16 protein-coding genes are annotated in these 20,684 nt (G+C 45.5%); 14 read left to right on the forward strand and 2 right to left on the reverse strand.

Annotation, left to right across the window (positions count from 1 at the left end):
* Positions 1 to 81: 81 nt before the first annotated feature.
* The 4 genes from AC58PV_RS07585 (at position 82) to AC58PV_RS07600 (ending at position 4,048) form a co-directional block, all read left to right on the forward strand.
* A complete protein-coding gene (locus AC58PV_RS07585; protein ID WP_497431659.1) occupies positions 82 to 1,050 on the forward strand; it encodes a quinone oxidoreductase family protein in 969 nt (322 codons plus the stop codon).
* A gap of 131 nt (positions 1,051 to 1,181) precedes the next feature.
* The gene (locus AC58PV_RS07590) at positions 1,182 to 2,246 is read left to right on the forward strand and encodes a Gfo/Idh/MocA family protein (protein ID WP_497431660.1); all 1,065 of its coding nucleotides are present in this window, start codon (positions 1,182 to 1,184) and stop codon (positions 2,244 to 2,246) included.
* Between the two features lie 32 nt (positions 2,247 to 2,278).
* Positions 2,279 to 3,139, forward strand: coding sequence for a sugar phosphate isomerase/epimerase family protein (locus tag AC58PV_RS07595; protein WP_497431661.1), 861 nt, complete (start codon positions 2,279 to 2,281; stop codon positions 3,137 to 3,139).
* A gap of 36 nt (positions 3,140 to 3,175) precedes the next feature.
* The gene (locus tag AC58PV_RS07600; protein ID WP_497431662.1) at positions 3,176 to 4,048 is read left to right on the forward strand and encodes a sugar phosphate isomerase/epimerase family protein; all 873 of its coding nucleotides are present in this window, start codon (positions 3,176 to 3,178) and stop codon (positions 4,046 to 4,048) included.
* A 41-nt stretch (positions 4,049 to 4,089) separates the two neighbouring features.
* Here AC58PV_RS07600 and AC58PV_RS07605 read toward each other — a convergent pair whose 3' ends face one another.
* Entirely contained in the window at positions 4,090 to 4,227 is a 138-nt protein-coding gene (locus AC58PV_RS07605; RefSeq protein WP_497431663.1) for a hypothetical protein, read from the reverse strand.
* Between the two features lie 421 nt (positions 4,228 to 4,648).
* Between AC58PV_RS07605 and AC58PV_RS07610 the strand changes: the two genes are divergently transcribed.
* Entirely contained in the window at positions 4,649 to 4,939 is a 291-nt protein-coding gene (locus AC58PV_RS07610) for a hypothetical protein (RefSeq protein ID WP_497431664.1), read from the forward strand.
* A gap of 106 nt (positions 4,940 to 5,045) precedes the next feature.
* Here the strand turns inward: AC58PV_RS07610 and AC58PV_RS07615 are convergent, their stop codons facing one another.
* Positions 5,046 to 5,882: an AraC family transcriptional regulator gene (locus AC58PV_RS07615; RefSeq protein WP_497431665.1), complete on the reverse strand. Its 837-nt coding sequence runs from the start codon at positions 5,880 to 5,882 to the stop codon at positions 5,046 to 5,048.
* Between the two features lie 131 nt (positions 5,883 to 6,013).
* On the opposite strand from AC58PV_RS07615, the gene lacZ reads away from it, so the two are divergent.
* The 9 genes from lacZ to AC58PV_RS07660 all read left to right on the forward strand — a co-directional run bounded on the left by lacZ (position 6,014) and on the right by AC58PV_RS07660 (position 20,628).
* Positions 6,014 to 9,160 (forward strand): beta-galactosidase, LacZ type, encoded by a 3,147-nt coding sequence (gene lacZ, locus AC58PV_RS07620; protein WP_497431666.1) that lies wholly within the window; start codon positions 6,014 to 6,016, stop codon positions 9,158 to 9,160.
* A gap of 439 nt (positions 9,161 to 9,599) precedes the next feature.
* Positions 9,600 to 10,481, forward strand: a complete 882-nt coding sequence (locus AC58PV_RS07625; protein WP_497431667.1) for an NAD(P)-dependent oxidoreductase — start codon at positions 9,600 to 9,602, stop codon at positions 10,479 to 10,481.
* Between the two features lie 29 nt (positions 10,482 to 10,510).
* A complete protein-coding gene (locus AC58PV_RS07630) occupies positions 10,511 to 11,659 on the forward strand; it encodes a glycerate kinase (protein WP_497431668.1) in 1,149 nt (382 codons plus the stop codon).
* Positions 11,660 to 11,763: 104 nt separating this feature from the next.
* Positions 11,764 to 13,845, forward strand: coding sequence for a right-handed parallel beta-helix repeat-containing protein (locus AC58PV_RS07635; RefSeq protein WP_497431669.1), 2,082 nt, complete (start codon positions 11,764 to 11,766; stop codon positions 13,843 to 13,845).
* A gap of 31 nt (positions 13,846 to 13,876) precedes the next feature.
* Positions 13,877 to 16,219 (forward strand): helix-turn-helix domain-containing protein, encoded by a 2,343-nt coding sequence (locus AC58PV_RS07640; RefSeq protein ID WP_497431670.1) that lies wholly within the window; start codon positions 13,877 to 13,879, stop codon positions 16,217 to 16,219.
* A 192-nt stretch (positions 16,220 to 16,411) separates the two neighbouring features.
* Complete coding sequence (locus tag AC58PV_RS07645; RefSeq protein ID WP_497431671.1) at positions 16,412 to 17,356, forward strand: ABC transporter permease subunit; 945 nt, start codon at positions 16,412 to 16,414, stop codon at positions 17,354 to 17,356.
* Positions 17,357 to 17,377: 21 nt separating this feature from the next.
* Positions 17,378 to 18,286 carry a carbohydrate ABC transporter permease gene (locus tag AC58PV_RS07650; protein ID WP_497431672.1) on the forward strand — a complete coding sequence of 303 codons (909 nt, stop codon included), beginning with the start codon at positions 17,378 to 17,380 and terminating at the stop codon, positions 18,284 to 18,286.
* Positions 18,287 to 18,364: 78 nt separating this feature from the next.
* A complete protein-coding gene (locus AC58PV_RS07655) occupies positions 18,365 to 19,915 on the forward strand; it encodes an ABC transporter substrate-binding protein (RefSeq protein WP_497431673.1) in 1,551 nt (516 codons plus the stop codon).
* A gap of 209 nt (positions 19,916 to 20,124) precedes the next feature.
* On the forward strand, positions 20,125 to 20,628 hold the full coding sequence (locus tag AC58PV_RS07660) for a hypothetical protein (protein WP_497431674.1): 504 nt from the start codon (positions 20,125 to 20,127) through the stop codon (positions 20,626 to 20,628).
* Positions 20,629 to 20,684: the final 56 nt, after the last annotated feature.

Genomic DNA, 20,684 nt, shown 5'->3' on the forward strand with positions numbered 1-20,684 from the left:
ATGGCTATACGGCCGTGTATTTTGGTTCTACCATCGATTATGTTAAAATAACCACGGTCAATTACGCGTGGGAGGTCACATATGAAAGCTTTAATCTTCGAACAATTCGGTGGACCCGAAGTTCTTCAATATAAAGAGATTCCAGACCCTATCCTAGATGGTGAGCAGATTCTGGTTCGCATGAAAGCGATAGGTCTTAATTTCGCAGACGTCTATCGCCGCAAAGGGAATTATCATTTGGCGGGGCAACCACCCTATATTTTAGGGTATGAAGGTGCCGGAATCGTGGAGAGCGTACCTGGGCATATCCAGCATATTCGAGTGGGAGATCGGATCGCTTTCGCCGACGTACCGTTTGCGAATGCGGAGCTAGTCGCTGTTCCTGGTGAGCGGGCGATTCCGCTGCCCGCGGATGCTTCATTTGAACATGCGGCAGGCCTGCTTCTACAAGGCATGACTGCGCATTACTTGGCGAACGACAGCTACCGGGTCCAGGCTGGCGATGAAATTCTGATCCATGCCGCTGCGGGCGGTGTGGGTCAGCTTTTGATCCAATTATGCAAAAGGAAAGGGGCAAGGGTAGTCGGACTTACCTCTTCCGAGACCAAAAAGCAAGTCGCGCTAGACGCTGGAGCAGATGAGGTCATCTTGTACGGGGCGAATTGGGTCGATGAAGTACGCCAGTGGTCATTTGATAAAGATGGTGTCCATGTCGCGTATGATTCTGTTGGTTCCACGTTAATGGACAGTTTCGCTGCGGTCCGTACCAAGGGAACTGTCGTTTTCTATGGTATGGCAGGTGGAGACCCAGCTCTAGTGGATCCAAGAATGTTGATGGATTCCTCCAAAACGTTAACTGGCGGCGATCTTTGGAATCACGTGACTAGTTTAGAAAATCGGATTCAGCGAGCTGATGATTTGTTTGAAGCACTTCGTGCTGGCAGCCTCAAATTGGATACAGTGACAACGTTTGCATTGGAGGACGGCGCCGCGGCCCATCGATTACTCGAGAGTAGACAGAGTACAGGCAAAATTTTGCTAATACCATAATGAAAAGTCGGCATGTCTAAGGCGAGATTTTGAACATATAGTCCATGGAGCTGCTTATCATGGGTATTCTCGCTTTGTCCAAACCGTGTTAACTTTATGTAGTAGTTATCTAAAGGAGGCTGGAATGTACAATGAGCATAAACCCATTGAGAATTGGCGTTATTGGTGCAGGTTCAATTTCAGATTTGCACTTTGCTTCATATACGAAATCAGAGGATGCTGTCATTGTCGCTGTCTGTGACCTTAATCGTGAACGCGCAGCCGCGAAAGCGGAGAAATACGATATTGCGAATATTTATACGGATTATCATGAACTTTTGGCTAACTCAGAGGTTGATGCAGTAAGTATTTGTACATGGAATAATACACATGCCGAGATTAGTATTGCTGCGCTTCATGCAGGCAAGCATGTATTAGTAGAGAAGCCGCTATGTAAAACGGTAGAAGAAGCACAACGCATTCAAGATGCCGTTCGTGAAACAGGGAAGATTCTGCAAGTTGGATTTGTGAGAAGATACGATACGAATGCTCAGCTTGTGAAACATTTTATAGATAATGGTCAATTAGGCGAGATTTATTATGCTAAGGCGTCATGCCTTCGTCGTCTAGGTAATCCAGGCGGTTGGTTCTCAGATGTTGAGCGTTCCGGCGGCGGACCATTGATTGATATTGGTGTGCATGTTATTGATGTCTGTTGGTATTTGATGGGCAAACCGAAGCCAGTTGCAGTGAGCGGTCATACGTATAACAAGCTTGGCAATCGGAAAAATGTGAAAAACTTATCCTTCTATAAAGCAGCGGATTATGATGCAGAACGCAATACCGTTGAAGATTTGGCGAATGTGTTGATTCGGTTTGAGAACGGTGCTTCCCTCATGGTGGACGTTAGTTTCACGCTACATGCTAAGAAGGATGAAATCGCTATCAAGCTTTATGGGGATAAAGGCGGCGTTGAGCTAGAGCCTGAAATTGTACTCGTTACAGAAGTTTTGGACACGATTACGAATGTGACGCCTCAAATCAATAACAAATCGATCGATATTAACGGAGCTTTCCAAAATGAAATCAATCATTTCGTATCCTGCTGTCAGTCAGGTGAAACACCGATTAGTCCAGTCGGAGATGGTCTTGAAATCATGAAAATCTTATGCGGTATTTACGAGTCTGCTGCGAAGGGTCAAGAAATCAGATTATAATTCTAACGAATCGGAGAACTGGAGGAGCACGTATGAAGTTAGGGGTAAGCACATATAGCTTGTACCAGGCTTTAAAGTCTGGCGAAATGTCCATCATGGACGTTATCGATTGGATTGCGGATCAGGGAGGTGAACACGTCGAGATCGTGCCATTGGGGTATGATTTACCGGGTAACTTTGCGCTTGCGGATGCAATTCGTGAGAAGGCTCAGGCTCGAGGTATTGATATTTCCAACTATGCCATCGGCGCTAATTTCCTAACCGAGACTGAAGAACAGTATCAGGAGGAAGTAGAGCGAGTGAAGGGTGAGGTCGATCTTGCTGCCAGACTAGGTGTTTCGAAAATGCGGCATGACGTTGCTCGAAGTGAGGATCTCTCGATTCGCAATTTCAATGCGAACTTGGAACGCTTAGCAGAGGCATGTCGTCAGATTGCTGACTATGCGAAGCAATTTGGCATTGTGACCAGTGTTGAGAATCATGGTTTCTTCGTTCAGCATAGTGACCGTGTTCAAGCCCTGATTCATGCTGTCGATCGTGAGAATTTCCGAACAACATTGGATGTTGGGAATTTTGTTTGTGTCGACGAGGATTCCGTGGCCGCTGTGACGAATAATCTTCCTTATGCCTCTATTGTCCATGTGAAAGATTTCTACATTCGCCCATCCAATCAGAACCCAGGCGAAGGCTGGTTCAAGTCGACTTATGGTACTTATTTGCGCGGAGCGATTGTGGCTCAAGGCGATTTGAATATTCCTGAAATTTTACGGGTCGTCAAGAATTCAGGTTACGATGGTTATATCTCTTTGGAATTTGAAGGGATGGAAGAGTGCAAGCGAGGCACATTGATCGGATTGCAAAATATCCGCAGAATATGGGACGAAATTAACTAACGCTAAGCTCGTCGCGATAAGGAGTGTTTATACGAAATGCTAATCAATCCAGTTGGTATTATGGTAGATAGTTTGCGTCTCGGACTACGGGATGGTTTGAAAAAATCGAAAGAGCTTGGCGCCGACGGTGTTCAGATTTATGCGGTTTCCGGTGAAATGGACCCAGCTAACTTAACTGCTGGCGCACGTAAGGAATTGCGCGACTACATCGCGTCGTTGGATCTGCAAATTTCAGCTCTGTGCGGTGATCTAGGCGGACATGGCTTTCAGGATGAAACCGTAAATGCCGAGAAAATCGAGAAATCCAAACGCATTCTTGATCTAGCTGTTGAATTGGGGTCGAACGTGGTGACGACGCATATCGGTGTTGTGCCAGAAGATCGAAATAGCCCCATTTATCAAACGATGCTGCAAGCCTGCGAAGAACTTGGTGTATATGCGAGCAGTTTAGGCGCCTATTTCGCTGTAGAAACAGGCCCGGAGACATCGGCACATTTGAAAAGTTTCCTGGATAACCTATCTACCAAAGGTGTTTCCGTTAACTTTGACCCGGCGAACATGGTGATGGTGACTGGCGATGATCCTGTTCAAGGTGTATACACCTTGAAAGATTATATCGTTCATACGCATGTGAAAGACGGCATACGACTTCGTCAAGCCGATCCGCGTGAAGTGTACGGTTCACTTGGCTATAAGCCAATGTCACATGAGAATATTGCAGAGGCTGCAACATCTGGCGATACGTACCGCGAGCTAGCGCTGGGTGAAGGTCATGTTGATTTCGGACGTTACTTCCAGGCACTGCAGGAGATTGGCTACAAAGGCTACCTAACGATTGAGCGTGAAGTTGGGGCACAGCCTGAGAAAGATATCGCAAGTGCGATTGCTTTTATTCAAAAGTATAAATAAGATGATGGAAACCTCGCCGGTGGCGAGGTTTTTTTGTATATCTAGCCTTGTCGACTAGATAATCCATCAGACCCATCATACCTGACAACATCGACAACCCCGACAAACGTAGCCAGATCGGCTAACGCACCCAACGGGACAAACACGCTAACCCGGTCACTCAAGCAAGAGTGCGCCATAATCCACTCCTCTGCTACGAGCGAGAATTGGCAATAGTCCGATATTTCCCAACTAAATGGAGGATTTCTCTCTACAAAGAGCAAATAGTCCGACTTAACCCATTTAATTTCACGTTTAACGAAGGAAAGGTATGTTTGCGGCGATTTAGTAAGGAAAATTCGGACTATTTAAGCGAGATTGACTGCGAGAGCGAATTTAGTTCGGTGATTTCTGACTATTGACTAAAGCGTTATGCCTCAACTGGCAGAGTACAAATGGACACTCCTATGCTATTCCAAATAAAGCTCTGCCATAACCCTATTTGCTCCACACGCATGTTGGACCTTAGCAGATAGCGATTACAACCCATTTTTACAAATTGGGCTTCTTAATCTTCCAAAAGGAGAGTAAAATAAAGGACAAGAGGAGGATTGATTTAGGATGCTTACATGGAAGAGTTTCACGGATTCGGAACAGCAGATTTCCTTGGAGTTACGAGATGATCATTTAACAGTGCTTCGTTTCTACGGTGAGACATCCATTTACCCCTTCAAGAATATTTCACTTGCCTCGGGACCTATTCCGGAATACCCCTTTAATCGCGTTGCCCTAACGGTTATTGACTTCAACACGGGTGTAACCGATTTCAAATTTTCGTCGCATTTACTAGAGTTTGAGATTTTCGTCCAAAAACTGCTCGAAGCACATAGTGAATTCATCCCTAACCACTAATTCTCATAAGCTATTCATTTGAAAAACCGCCGCGGCGGTTTTTTTCATTAAGTTAAGTTTTCCCAACTGTTATCAGTAGCAGACGGAATGCAGCTACGTTTAGGGACTACTTCACATAGGGATGCCTGAATACATCCGGCGTTAGCCCGACGGCTTTCCGGAAGGTAGAGATGAAATGCGATGCATCAAGAAAGCCCGTGGCCTCGGCAATTTGCTTTACGGTCAGATCAGGCTGCGCGATCAGCATCTCTTTGGACTTCTGCAGGCGAAGCTGCAGCAGGTATTGGTAAGGGGAGAGTCCGAAGGCGCGGCGAAATAAGGTATTCACATGCTGCGCAGAGACATCGAGCTGAGTCGCCATCCAACTAAGGCCGACGTGCGCAGCACCGAAGTTGTGTTCTAACTCGAGCAGCAGCGGAAGAAGTCGCTCATGGCTTTGCGAGAAGGAAGCGCTCTTGTTGATAATGCCGTGCTTTTTCAACAGTGTCAGGAATTGATAGATTTCCAAGGAACCGTTGGTTCCAGTGAAGTCGTGACTATCGCGATATTTATGATAGTAATACTCATGGATACTAGCAAGTGGCGTATCGAATCCCCAGCTAATGGGAGTTGATAGTGGTATGGCTAAAGCGTGCACGATAGAGGCAGCTAATGCACCATCAAAGGTTAAATACCATGTCGACCAAGGTGTGTCGGGGACTTGGTAGGCATGGGGGACGCCGCCAGCAAGCAGCATACCTTGTCGTTCATTCAGTTTGACGGGGCCGCTGTCTAGAATAATTTCACCACTGCCGGAGATGGTTTGCAGCCAATGGAAACAAGGATAGCCTTCTTCCCGTTGATAATGTTGCTGTTCACTCTCATATCCAATTGTGTCGAGGATGAGTGGGAGCTTGCGATCGGTTTCAGTAATGACAAAAAACTTTCTATAATCAATCGCCAAGGAATAATCATCTCTTTCATTTTTTAATATATCATGCGTTATTTCTTATATTTTAAAAGAAATAATTGTCTTGTACAATAAGGGCATAAACTAAATGATCAACTAATCATGCAAAGTGAGGACAATCATCCATGGCGAATAAATTTGTATACTCAGCTCCTGCAAACGGTTACCCCGAGTGGAACAATAATCCCGAGATTTACCAATTAAATCGATTGGAAGCGCATGCGACATTGATGCCCTATCACACGGAAGCGGAAGCACTGGCTGGCATACGTGAAGCTTCGCAATTTTATCAAAACTTAAATGGCACTTGGAAATTTCATTGGGCAGAAAATGCACAAGGTCGTCCTCAGGATTTCTACAGAACTGATTACGACACTAGCAACTGGGCGGATATGGCCGTGCCGTCGCATTGGCAGATGCAAGGTTTTGATTTTCCACAGTACACGAATATTATTTATCCATGGGTAGGGCACGAGGATATTAAGCCGCCATTTGCCCCAGTGAAGTATAACCCTGTTGGGTCTTATGTACGGAATTTCTCAATCCCTGAAGGTTGGAACGGGCAGCCTGTCTATCTGAGCTTTCAAGGTGTGGAGTCGGCATTCTATGTATGGGTGAATGGTGATTTGGTTGGCTTTAGCCAAGATTCGTTTACACCTGCGGATTTTGATATTACGCCATATTTGATTGATGGTGAGAACAAGCTCGCGGTAGAAGTGTATCGTTGGAGTGATGCGAGTTGGTTAGAAGATCAGGATTTCTGGCGTTTGAGCGGGATTTTCCGGGATGTATATCTGTATACGACACCTACGGCACATATCGCTGATTTCAAAGTAAATACGAATTTGGATGCGGCTTGCGAGGATGCTGAACTGAACATTCAAGCGACGATCACCAATTATGACGGGAAGAGTCAAGGTCTGCATCATGTGGAAGCGATGTTATACGACGGTGAGCAGCAAGCTCTATGGGAAGCGCCGCTTCGTGTAGGTATTCAAACGAACGACACCTCAAGCCAAGCCGTGGAATTGTCCGCTCATATAACACGACCAGCCAAATGGAGTGCTGAAAGTCCTTACCTGTACACGCTCGTTCTTCGTTTAGTTAATGAAGAAGGTGAGCTTCTTGAGACGGAAAGTTGTAAAGTAGGCTTCCGCAAGTTTGAGATTGAAGACGGTTTGATGAAAATGAATGGCGAAGTCATTGTCTTCAAAGGTGTAAACCGGCATGAATTTGACCGTGATCGCGGACGTTCCGTCGATGCGGAAAGTATGCTTGCTGATATTTTGCTAATGAAACAATATAATATCAATGCTGTGCGGACATCGCATTATCCGAATAATCCACTATGGTATGAGCTTTGTGATCAATATGGTTTATATGTTATCGATGAAACGAATTTGGAGACCCACGGTTCCTGGTCCTATCCGCAATTCGAATTAGGCGAAACGGTGCCAGGAAGTCGACCGGAGTGGACGGGAGCCGTACTTGACCGTGCTAACTCCATGATGCAGCGAGACAAAAATCATCCGTCGATTGTCATCTGGTCGTTGGGTAATGAGTCCTTTGGTGGAGATAATTTCTTCAAAATGCATGATTTTCTTCGTGAAGCCGATCCTTCTCGCGTAGTTCACTATGAAGGCGTGTTCTGGTGGCGTGAGTCGGAAAGAGCGTCCGATATGGAAAGTCAAATGTATTCCAAGATTGAAAAGATCGAAGAATACGCCAAAAATAATCCGAAAAAGCCGTTTATCCTCTGCGAGTATAGTCATGCAATGGGTAACTCCTGCGGCAACTTATTCAAATATTGGGAGTTGTTTGATCAATACCCTGTCTTACAAGGTGGATTCATTTGGGATTGGATCGATCAATCTATCCGCACCACAACACCTGATGGTATCGCGTATCACGCGTATGGCGGCGATTTTGGTGATACACCAAATGATGGCAACTTCTGTGGCAATGGTTTGATTTTCGCGGATCGCTCCGTTTCACCGAAGCTGCATGAAGTGAAGAAGTGCTACCAGAATGTGAAGTTCGAAGCTGTTGATGTGGCAAAAGGGCAAATCAAGGTGACCAATCAATTCTTGTTCACCAACTTAAATGAATACGACTGGACGTGGACGATTGCACGCAATGGTGTTGTGGAAAGTCAACAGTTCACAGGAACTTTTGCGGTTGCACCAGGTGAAACGACGACGATTGATCTAGCACTTGAAGCTGTTGAAAGTCTTTTCCCGAACGATGAATTCGTGTTAACGCTGAGTTTGGTCTTGAAAGATGCTACTTTATGGGGAGCGAAAGGACATGAAATTGCCTGGGAGCAATTTATTCTTCCAGCAGTGAATGCAGCGATCCTTGCACGCAATGGGGAAGCGGAAAAAGAATCCGCAGCTGCGCTTACTACAGAGACAGCTGTTCAAGTCACGCAGTCAACCGATCGCATCAGCTTGCAAGGAGAGCGATTTGCGCTTAGTTTTGATACTGGAACGGGTGACATTACTTCTTATTTGTTTGACGGAGTCGAGTTATTCCAAAGTGGGCCAGTGCCTAACTTCTGGCGTGCGTATACCGATAACGACCGTGGGAACCAGCACCACATTCGTTGTGCACCTTGGCAAGAAGCGGGCAGCGGGCGTAAACTCCTTACTTTGCATGCAAAATCACTAGATGCAGGACGCGCGGAAGTTCGGGTACGTTATGAATTGGGGACGAAGCCAGTTTCTGAAATTCAGCTTGTTTATAACGTGTTTTCAAATGGGGAAGTTGAAGTGGGCATGACATTAACACCGGGCGACAAATTGCCTGAAATTCCTGAAGTCGGCGTCATGTTCGAACTAGACGCTGCTTTTGAGAACTTAACGTGGTATGGCCGCGGGCCTCATGAGAATCACTGGGATCGTAAGGTCGGTGCAAAACTTGCGCTTCATAATGGAACTGTCGAAGAGCAATTCGTTCCATACTTGCGTCCGCAGGAATGCGGCAATAAGACCGATGTTCGCTGGGCAACTATAACGAATGCGGCAGGGCGCGGACTACGCATCGCAGGTTTACCAACCGTTGAGCTCAATGCCTTGCCATATTCACCATCTGAACTAGAAGCACATGATCATCCGTACAAGTTACCTGCGAGTGATAAAGTGGTAGTTCGTGTGAATTACAAGCAAATGGGTGTTGGCGGAGACGATAGCTGGGGAGCTAGAACACATCCAGAGTTTACGTTATACGCGAACAGAACCTATTCGTATGCGTTCACTTTCCAAGGTATGTAATCGTTGAATTAAGCCGTTCCAGGGGGTTGTCCCTGTGGAACGGCTTTTTGTGAATATAAGAATTTATTTGTTAGGGGATTGTTGTAAGCGAAGCAGATCCCAGGTTTTTTGGGATTGAGGCTTGTGGGACTGAGATAGTCGAAAATATCGACTAACTCGAGAGAAATGAGCGCCTGTAGGACTGAGATAGTCGATAAAATCGACTATCTCACCAAAATTCAGTACCGTCAGGAAGAACATACCTGACGATTTTTCTCATTCACTAATGTCCCTCGCACCTCAAATTCATTTCGTAGGATCGAGGTGCTCTCATTGCATAAGCGAAACGTTGCTAATACACCAAGGCTAGCGAACCACGTTTGACCCGAAGAGGAGAGGGTGATAAGTTTAAATGGAGATCAAATACGACATTCAGGTAACCTGAAAGGTGGACATTAAGATGACAGCACATACAGCACAACCAATCATAGGACTCATTGGCACAGGCGTGATGGGTAAAAGCATGGCAGGACATTTGATTGGCGCGGGATATGAGGTTCATGTATATACACGTACGAAAGTTAAGGCGCAGGAGTTAGTGGACAAAGGGGCGCATTGGGAGGACACGCCAGGCGCTTTAGCACAGAAATGTCAGGTTATTATGACCATGGTCGGATTTCCAACGGACGTTGAAGATATTTACTTTGGGCAAAATGGCATCCTTGCCATGGCAGAGCCTGGCAGCTTCCTCATTGACTTGACGACATCAAGTCCCTCTCTGGCCAAACGCATCTATGATGAAGCACTGACGCGTCAGTTATACGCCTTGGATGCACCAGTTTCTGGCGGAGATATTGGGGCAAGAGAAGCACGATTGTCCATTATGGTCGGAGGAGCTCGGGATGTGTTCGAGCAGATGTTGCCTATTTTCCAGGTGATCGGAACGAATATCGTTCATCAAGGTGAAGCAGGAGCTGGGCAACACACGAAGATGTGCAATCAAATTGCCATCGCAAGCAACATGATGGGGGTTGTTGAAGCACTGGTGTACGCGAAGAAAGCGGGACTTAATCCGACAACGGTGCTGCAAAGCATTGAGACAGGTGCCGCGGGCAGCTGGTCGTTAAGTAATTTGGGGCCACGGATGATTGCCGACAATTTTGCGCCAGGTTTCTATGTGAAACATTTTATTAAGGATATGGGGATTGCTTTACAATCAGCTGAGGAAATGAACATCGATCTCCCGGGATTAACACTGGCCAAATCTCTCTACGAACAATTAGCTGCGATGGGCGAAGAGGATAGTGGCACCCAAGCGTTGTATAAGTTAATAGATAAATAAGCTCAGCTGTTCGATCTGGAGGTTAACTTATGAAAATCGTGATTGCACCTGACTCGTTTAAAGGAAGCTTAAGTTCAGAAGAAGTGGCTATCGCGATAAAAGGCGGGATTCTGCGGGCAATGCCAGAAGCTGAAACCGTCCTTATCCCTATGGCAGACGGAGGGGAGGGGACAGTAGATAGCCTTGTACAGGCAACGCAAGGGAGTAAGGTCTTTGTCCCCGTGCAAGGCCCGCTGCAAGATGAGGTAACGGCCTCGTATGGTGTCCTAGGTGACGGGGTCACGTGTGTAATTGAAATGGCGTCAGCTTCCGGACTTGTGCTCATTCCAGAAGAGCAACGAAATCCGATGCTGGCGACGACCTATGGAACGGGTCAGTTGATTCGCCATGCGCTCGATCATGGCTATCGTTCTTTCATACTGGCGCTGGGTGGCAGCGTAACGAACGATGGTGGCAGCGGCATGCTCCAAGCGTTAGGATTACGGCTCCTAGATGCCGAAGGGCGTGACATTGGAGCTGGAGGCCAAGCGTTGACTCACCTGGCGCAACTGGATGCTACGCAGTGGGATGAGCGAGTCATCCGCGAATCGCAGTTTATCATTGCATCCGATGTCACGAATCCTTTCGTTGGTCCGCAAGGGGCATCCCATGTCTTCGGTCCGCAGAAAGGTGCGACACCCGAGATGGTTGAAGCCCTCGATGCAGCGCTGGTCAATTTCGCAGATGTGATGGCAGCGCATACTGGAGTTGCTGTGCATCACCTGCCTGGCGCTGGCGCAGCAGGTGGGCTTGGTGGTGCGTTTCAAGCCTTTTTCCCTGCAAGCATGAAGCGAGGCATCGATGTTGTGATTGAGATGACCAAGTTAAATGAACATCTACAGGAGGCCGATCTCGTTATCACCGGCGAAGGGCAGACGGACGATCAGACAGCCTCTGGCAAAGCGCCGATGGGGATTGCGCAAGCTGCTTCAAAGCATGGCGTACCCGTTATCGTTATCTCTGGTTCCGTCGGGCAGGGCATCGAGAAGCTGTATGAATATGGCATGACGAGCATACATAGCATCGTGAACGGTCCGATGACACTTCAAGAGGCGATGAATCGCACACCTGAGCTTCTAGCGCAGCGGGCAGAGCAAGTCATGCGTACATTTTTGGCTGGACGAAAGAAGGAGCTATAACTCCACTCAACGAATAAACTAGAGGAAGAACAAGTAGAATTCGCGTATACCGACAAGCTCCCAGTCATAAGTCTATTTATTATGATGTACAAAGGAGTATGCACATGACAATCGCAACCCATTTGTATGTAGCGACAACGGGAAACGATGATGGTAGTGGAAGCCGCGAGGCGCCATTCTTAACGATAACCAAAGCTCAGATGACAGTTCGGGAACTCATCCACAAAGGGATGAACCACGATGTCATCGTCTTTGTGTTTGGCGGGACGTATTACTTAGAAGAAACCTGGCAGCTAGATGAGCGCGATTCAGGCAGAAACGGCTATCGGGTAAGTTATTGCAATGTACCTGGAGAAATAGTGAATATCGTAGGTGGCAGACCAGTTACGAACTGGGAACCGTATCGTTCCGACATGTGGCGGGCACGGATGGTTTCTGGAAACAACTTCCATACGCTATATGCGGATGGCGAACGCATCGCTAAAGCACGCTTGCCAGCAAGGGGTTACTATCAAGTAGATGGGGAGACAGAAACTGCTTGTCGCGAAGGCATTTATTATCGAGTGGGGAATCTGCCGGAAGGAAGTGACCTTACGCAAGCTCAGGTATACATTTGGCCAGGAAAAGGGGAATGGAACTGGTTCTCAGAGCTTCGATCCGTGAAATCACATGATGCTGAAGCTAGATATGTGGCATTTCAACAACCTTCCATTTGGGAAATTGGCGCAGGTTCACGTTATTTTATACAAGGATCACTCGATTTTCTACAAGAGCCAGGTCAATTTCATTGGGATGATAAGGATGGTTGGCTCTACTATAAGCCGAGAATAGGTTCACCTTTGCAGCAAGAGATTATCGTACCCACCGTCACGAGGTTAGTTGAGTTGAAAGGCAAAGATCAAGATGAGCCTATTCAGCATCTTCACTTTCATGGACTCCACTTCTCCTGCACAGACTTCTGGCCCGATTATCAAATGATTCAAGAAGACGAGGGTTTAAGTAATGTCGAACGGGATGAGCATCGTGAAGGAATAATCTACATACAGCATGCAGCAGAGATCACTATCTCAGAATGTCACATCGTAAACTCAGGCAACAGCGGGATCTTTTTGGATCAGCAGACGAGGAACATCCGAATTAACAGAAATCACATCGAGCATATCGGATATATGGGGATCTATGCCTCAGGCTTTTCACCGCTACAAGGCTCATTTACTTCCGCAGCGAGCTCCTACACAAATAGGGAACATAAGATAACGAATAATGTCATTCGCTATGGCGGTGAGCTGATTGGACATGGTTGTGGCATTCTGTTATATCAAAGTGGCCATAACGAAATCACCCATAATCGGATATCGCATATGCCGCGCTATGGCATTTCCTTGAAAGGTTTGCGTCACAAGGTCATGCCAACAACCATTTACGACATCCCCGTAACGTGGGAGAATCATTGGGATTTCCTGCACACGAGGAATAATTATATCGCTAATAACGATATTTCCAATGTCATGATGGATAGTCAAGATGGCGGTATGATCGAATCGTGGGGAGTTGGGAAGGGCAATGCCATTCATGGGAACCGCTTACATGATAGCGGAATTCATTTTTCCTTCGGTTTTGGTATTTATTTGGATGACGCTTCAGACTACTTCACGGTTACTCAGAATATCCTTTCGGGCATCTACAGCACAGGCGAAGGGAAGCTATGGATGCTCATTTTCTCCAAAGGCATTGGCAACCTCATTCAAGGAAATATGCTCGCAGATAACCCCGATGCCATAGCGGCGATTGGCACACAAGAGATGGCAGGTGAAGACAATAGAGAAGTCACAGTGAAAGGGAACATGGTATATAACTCAGGCTATCTCTACTACTTCGTCAATTGGCGGGACGATAAGTTCGCCGAAGCAGATTATAATCTTTACTGGTCGGAACGAGATCAGGGTATATGCCAGGTTGCAGGAAAACTACCGTTGCCTTCGTCAGGAACAGACTTGTTAGGTCGAGATGTTTATGACTGGCAGGCCTGGCGCTCCTTACTAGGTGGGAAATTCGACGCGTATTCGCTTATCGCAGACCCACAGTTGCTCCTAACGCCAGATGGGAAGATTCACCTTGCGAGCACATCACCCGCTTATGCGCTAGGTTGGGTGGATATCGATGATAAATCAATAGGACCACAGTAAATTCGTCATAATGAGAGGGGGCTTGGTACTTATGAAAGGATTTGGCTTCTATAAATCCAAGAAATATTTGCAGCGTGTACTAAGCTCCATCATGTTATCGATGGTTATTGTCCTATTAGCTTCCTCCTTTGCCAATACGTATTTGCTGGAAAAATCAATGAAACGAATTCAAGAGGACTCCAATCTCAAAATTCTCACGCAATTGCAATATAATTTCTCTTATATGAACGAAATCATTACACATTTATCTTACTTTGTTTTAAAAGATAACTTACTCATTCCTCTCATGTTCGATGAAACCTTGCCCAAAATGGATTTAATTCGCAGTTATCAACGCATGTCCAGTATCATGGACAGTTCCTCTTTCTTACATTCCATGGTCGTCTATAATCATTCTCAAAATGAAATCTACGGGACGACCACCAATTTCTTATTGGACGGCGGTGTGACCAAGAAGAAAATTTCGGATTGGCTGCTTGATCCTGCCCACCAACATGAAACATCCCGGCTCATTCCTGTCAGTCTCGATCGCGAGGATGGTCAAATTGATGCCTTCGCGTTCGTCGTAACCGAATCGTTGAAGCCTTTCTCACGTGGAGAATCCGCTATTGTTCTCTATATCAAGTCGGATTGGGTTTTCGATAGTTTGAAGAAAATGAATGATACAGGCAGCCGCTCACAAGGTGATATTCTGATGGCAGATCAGGATGGTCGTTTATATTCTTCTCACAACATAGATGCGTACGAAAGCAAACCCACGCAGGAAACCATTCATTCTTATATTAAGAATCATAAGTCTGTAACAGGTGAACCTTCGGGATTCGTGATCGGGGATGTGGAAGGCGAGAAAAGTATGATTACATATATGGCTAATCCTATTCCTAATTGGACTATTCTGTATGTGCAGTCGTATGACCAATTGATGGCGGAGGTCACTCAGACGCGAGTGAAGTCGTTACTTGTCTCAGGTGTTCTCCTCTTGATTGCAATTGCCATATCGGTCTGGTTGTCTTATAAATTATATCACCCCATTGAAGATATGCTGTATCGCATCCGATTCCAACAACCCCGGGGAGAGTCTATGAGGCGAACTGAAGGCGAAGGTGATGAGCTTCATACCATGAGTGAGAATTATTTGAAATTGTCGCATACGCTGCGGGAAATCAGCTCTGAACACATCGTCAATAAATATTACATCCGTAAATTTATGACCGACGGTCAGATGTTCTCTCATCACGATATGATTAGCTTAATTGACAAACATCAATTAAACATTGCCTATCCAGCTGAAATTATTGTTTGTGTGCTGCGTTTGGATCATTTTCAAACGTATGCGAGCCATACGGCCCTTGCTTTGAAGAAAACACATAGCTTTGCCATTACGAATATTGCGCAGGAAATGATGTCCAAGGCGTTTCCATGTGAGGCTGTAGAGGTATGGGGAGATCATATTATTCTAATCGTATCCCTAATTGACGCACCTGCCACGGCGAGGACAGAACGGATTCTTCCCATACTTGCGGACATTCAGCATACGATTGAGCAATATTATCAGCTGAGTCTGTCGTGTGGGTTAAGTGATTCCATTTCTCAATTGACCCAGCTGTCATTTGGTTATACACAAGCACTGCAGAATAGCTTATATATGCTCATTTTCGGCTACAAATCCATTATTACGAGTGACATGGTGAAAGAGAACAACGCGAATAAGCGAGTGTCGATTCCAGAAACGATTGAGCGGAAACTTTCGGAGAGTTTGAAGAAGGGTCTCATGACAGAAGCGGGTATCGAGCTGGAGAAAGCGTTCTCCCTTTTTGCCACCTTCCATTATCATGATATTCACCGCGCTGTCACGAATCTAACTTGGGTAATCAAGTATGCCGTTGTTGAAATCATGGAAAATCGCGTAACGAAGATGAGCTTCCATGTAGATTATATTCATCACATTCCGCAAGAGAAGGAAACGTTAGAAGAAATGTACCTAGCTTTATTAGCCTTATGTGCACAAGTTTGTGAGGGACAGAAGCCGTCTAATGTGGAACGGAATGACATGATTTTGGAGACAGTCAAAGAACTTATCCATCAGAAGTATGCGGATATTAACCTGAGTCAGCAAACCATCGCTGCAACAGTCAAGCTGTCGTCCCCTTATTTGGGCAAATTATTCAAGGATAGCTATCAGATTACACTTACCGAGTACATCAACGAAGTACGGTTGCAACATGCCAAGCATCTGCTTGAGAGCGGTGACCATTCGGTACTAGATATTATGGAAAAATGTGGTTATGCAAACCCGAGTTACTTTTTCCGATTGTTCAAAGCTAAGTTCGGCAGTACGCCGAAGGAATATCGCATGAAGAAATCCATTTCATAACAGGGGAAATGTGTTATAACAGCCGCCAACTTCTTCCACCAATTGGTGCCTAGAAGGGCGGTTTTGTGCATTTTTAGGGAAAAAGAGAGTAATTCGAATATTGTACATATGCTTTCTACACCTTTTCGAACATCGTACGCTATGTAAACGCTTCATCCTGTGGCAAGATACGAATAGGGAAGGAGGAGCACAATGACGAAATCGCATCCCAACAAAAAAAGATGGTTATTCCAGGAATTCAAACACTTGCGAAAAAATCGAGAGCTGCTGATGCTTGCGATGCCAGGCATTTTATTTGAACTCGTGATTAAGTATTTGCCCATGATCGGTCTCATCTTAGCCTTCAAGTATTTCAGGTATGATCAAGGGATCCTGGGAAGCAAATGGGTCGGCTTCAAAAATTTCGAATTTATTTTCAAATCGCAGGACGCCTGGCGCATTATTCGCAATACGCTTTTATACAACATGACCTACATCGTTCTTGGAACGCTTGCTGCGCTAATTCTTTCTATTCTGTTGTATGAGGTAAGCGGACGCATGGTGAAGGTGTATCAAACTACCCTATTTCTGCCATATTTCATCTCACTTGTATTAGTCGGGTACATTGCCTACGCCTTCCTGGAGCATAAGAGTGGGTACCTTAATAGCTTACTGATCAACATCGGGCTTTCTCCGCACAAATGGTACTTTGAGACGACACCTTGGCTATTCATTCTCCCTGTGGTCGCTGTATGGAAAAGTGTCGGTTTCTCAACTTTGATCTATTACGCTGGGATCGTTGGCATAAACACCGAATACTACGAAGCAGCTAAATTAGATGGCGCATCACGTGTTCAAATGATTTTCCGAATTACGCTGCCGCTCATGAAGCCGTTGATTATCATCGTGTTTATTCTGGGCTTAGGCAATATTTTCCGTGGGGATTTCGGTCTGCACTACTTCGTGCCCAATAATGTTGGGGCTAATCTGGCCACGACAGATGTCATAGATACGTATGTGTATCGTGCCTTAGCGAAGCTTGGGGACATTAATTCTGGGGCAGCCGTAGGCTTCCTACAATCGGTTGTAGGACTAATTACCATTGTAACTGCGAATGCAGCGGTTCGCCGAATTGATAATGAGAACGCGTTATTCTAATGGGAGGAGACTAGGAGCTTTATGGAGCTTGCCTTAGCTAAACCAGTGAAACCAGTGAAACCGGCATCGCTGTGGTACATTCACGTATTTTTCACCCTGATCTCGGTGTTGATGATCATTCCATTTATCCTCGTCATTGCGGTGTCCTTATCATCGGAGAACAGTTTGATTCAATTCGGATATCGTTTTATTCCCAAAGAGCTCAGCTTAGAAGCTTACCGAATTGTATTCAAATCTCCCGAAATTTGGCTCAAATCGTATGGGGTTACGATCGGAATTACGATTATGGGGACCGTGTTATCGCTGTTATTAACGACGTTGACGGCGTATCCCATGTCACGACGCGACTTTCGCTATCATCGACCGCTTACGTTTTATATATTTTTCACCTTGTTGTTCAATGGGGGCACGATCCCGTTCTACATCCTAATGACACAATACTTGCATTTGAAAAACTCCATCCTTGCTCTTATCATTCCACTGCTCATGAATCCGTTCAATATTATTATTATGAAAAGTTTTCTCGATAAAATTTCGATGGAAATGATTGAATCCGCCAAGATTGACGGCTCTAGTGAACTTCGCATTTTCTATCGTATTATTATGCCGCTTTCGACACCTGCATTGGCAACACTCGGATTATTTATTTCTTTTGCCTATTGGAATGATTGGTTTAATGCCCTGCTGTTTATCGATGATAACAAATATGTGCCGCTTCAATTGCTGCTAGTTCGCATTCTGTCTCAGATTGAATTCCTGGCGAATTCACCTTTGGCCGAGGCGGCAAGCAAATTACAATTTGCGAACTTCCCTACCTTATCTGTGCGAATGGCGATGGCCTTGGTTGCGGGCGGACCGATGATGGTTATGTTCCCTTTTTTCCAAAAGTACTTTGTGAAAGGGATTACGGTAGGTTCACTTAAAAGCTGAGAGGAGGTGAGGGGGCGTTTGTAAGGAAGGTTTGATGTTCTGAAGATACTAGGGGTTCTTAATATGGAGGTGTGTAAGTTGATCCAAGTAAAAAAAAGGTACCTGAGCTCTGCAGCCATTATGCTTCTGAGTATGTCCGTATTAGCTGGATGCAAGACTGACACGGTAAGTGAAACGACAACACCGGCAGCAACAACCCCAACAACAACGACAAGCGCGACGCCCGCTACACCTGCACCAAGCACATTGCCTGAAGTCAAATTAACATTCTATTATCCAAGTAATCCGCCTGGTAAAGATCAGGCCCTCGTGAATGAGGAAGTCAATAAGTATGTGAAGAGCAAAATCAATGCTACCGTTGATCTTAAGCCGCTTTCCTTTGATGAATATGATCCGAAAATGAACACCATCATGGCCTCGGGTGAAGCTTTCGATGTGGCGTGGGGCTCCAAATATTGGCTGCTTAGTTACCAGCCAAACATTGACAAAGGTGCGCTCTTGGAGCTGACCGATGCCATGATCATTAAAAATGCTGCAGCGGCTCGGAAGAATATTCCCGATAAATTCTGGCCGGATATGAAAGCGACGGATGGCAAAGTGTATGGCTTCCCTGTTTATCAAATTGCAGCCAAGACCAAAAGTCTCGTCATTCAAAAGCAATTCGTAGATAAATATAAATTGGATGTTTCTTCAATTAAGACGTTTAAAGATCTCGAGCCTTTCTTGAAATCGATTAAGGACAACGAAAAGGATGTTATCCCTTTTGGGATGGCTCAGAATTCATGGGGCCTCTATACAGACCCGAATTTGGTCGCTGCAGATGGGCTTGCGGTTGCGTATAAGAAGGATGACAAGACTTACACATCCATCACGAAAATTCAGCAGCTGCAAAATAAGAAAGACTTCTTCACGACGATGCATAAATGGTCATTAGCTGGCTATATCAATGAGGATGCGCCACTATTGAAAAACATTACGGATCTCAAGAAGAAGGGGAAAGTAGCGGTAAGCCTTGAGTTTACGACGAAGCCAGGCGGCGAAGTGGACGAAATGGCGAATAACGGAGGCAACGCTGTTGTGTATGTTCCGATCTCGGATTCCTACTTCACAGGAGTTGCGAGTGCTATGCAGGTGATTAGCAAAACCTCCAAGAACCCAGATCGCGCCCTCATGTTCATTAACCTGCTCAACACAGATAAAGTGTTATATAACCTGATTTCAAACGGGTTGGAAGGCAAGCACTATACGAAGAAGGATGACAAATACATCGAACCGATCAAAGATTCCGGCTATGCCCCGAATGTGGATTGGGTATTCGGCAACCAATTTAATGCTTACTTGAAAGGTGCACAGACACCTGATGTATGGGACAAAACAATCAAATTAAACGAAAGTGCCATGGTGCCAGTATCCTACGGCTTTGATGTGAACAGAGACACCATCAAATCTGAGGTAGCCAATGTGACTGCTGTAGATAACGAGTTCCAAGTTGCCCTTGAAACCGGTGCTGTAGATCCTGCGGATCAGCTGCAGAAATATATCGACAAGCTGAAAGCAGCGGGTCAAGACAAGATCGATGCGGAAACGACGAAGCAATGGCAAGCATTCCTGAAAGCGAAAGGCTTATAACACGTAGTAGCCAAGAAGCCGTTCTTTGGGTCATAGGACTCCAATGGACGGCTTTTGGTGCGCTTCATCATATTAGGCCAAGCTTTCGAATATAAATGAGTAAACATTAAGATTAAGTTAACTGCCTTTTCACAGTAAAAAGGATAGCTGTTTTGGTTTACATGCATATACTAATTATACGAAAAGCAAGAATGAAGGAGGTGATCTTGGTGGGAACACGGCTATTATCGGAACAGCTAGTGAAAACTCGCTTTCCCCATTTAAGGTACATCCGAATTCACACGTCTGATAAATATAAGGCAACGATTTATGCATGGAATGAGGATCTGCAATTATCGAAGCAGGATGCGCTCAATGTAGAAAAGTATGCAAACGCTTACTTGTACCCGTATGTCGTTTTTCAAGTTAAGGCCTATTGCGCTGTTCGTGCTGATAACGTGCCGTTGATACAAGATGTACCTATGGAAATTACGCAAACGGCATTGCGCTCAAATTTAAATCAATATGGCATTCTAGCCGCGATCAATCGGCAATTTCCTTACGGACGTTTACGATTTAAACATTATGATGTCATTCATAGCATCATCCATTTTGATTTTGACGTACTTAAACGAATGGAGGAGCATGAGAAGGAAATCCTGCAGCGCTTCTTGCGCGAAATGATCCCGCTCGGGTGCTACTGTGAAGTTCAATTTCTAGAAGATGATAGCTAACGCATGTATTGATCACCTGAGTCTCCGAGAATCGGAGACTTTTGTTTGCGTTTAAC

The sequence above is a fragment of the Paenibacillus sp. J22FR83 genome (assembly GCF_059691955.1).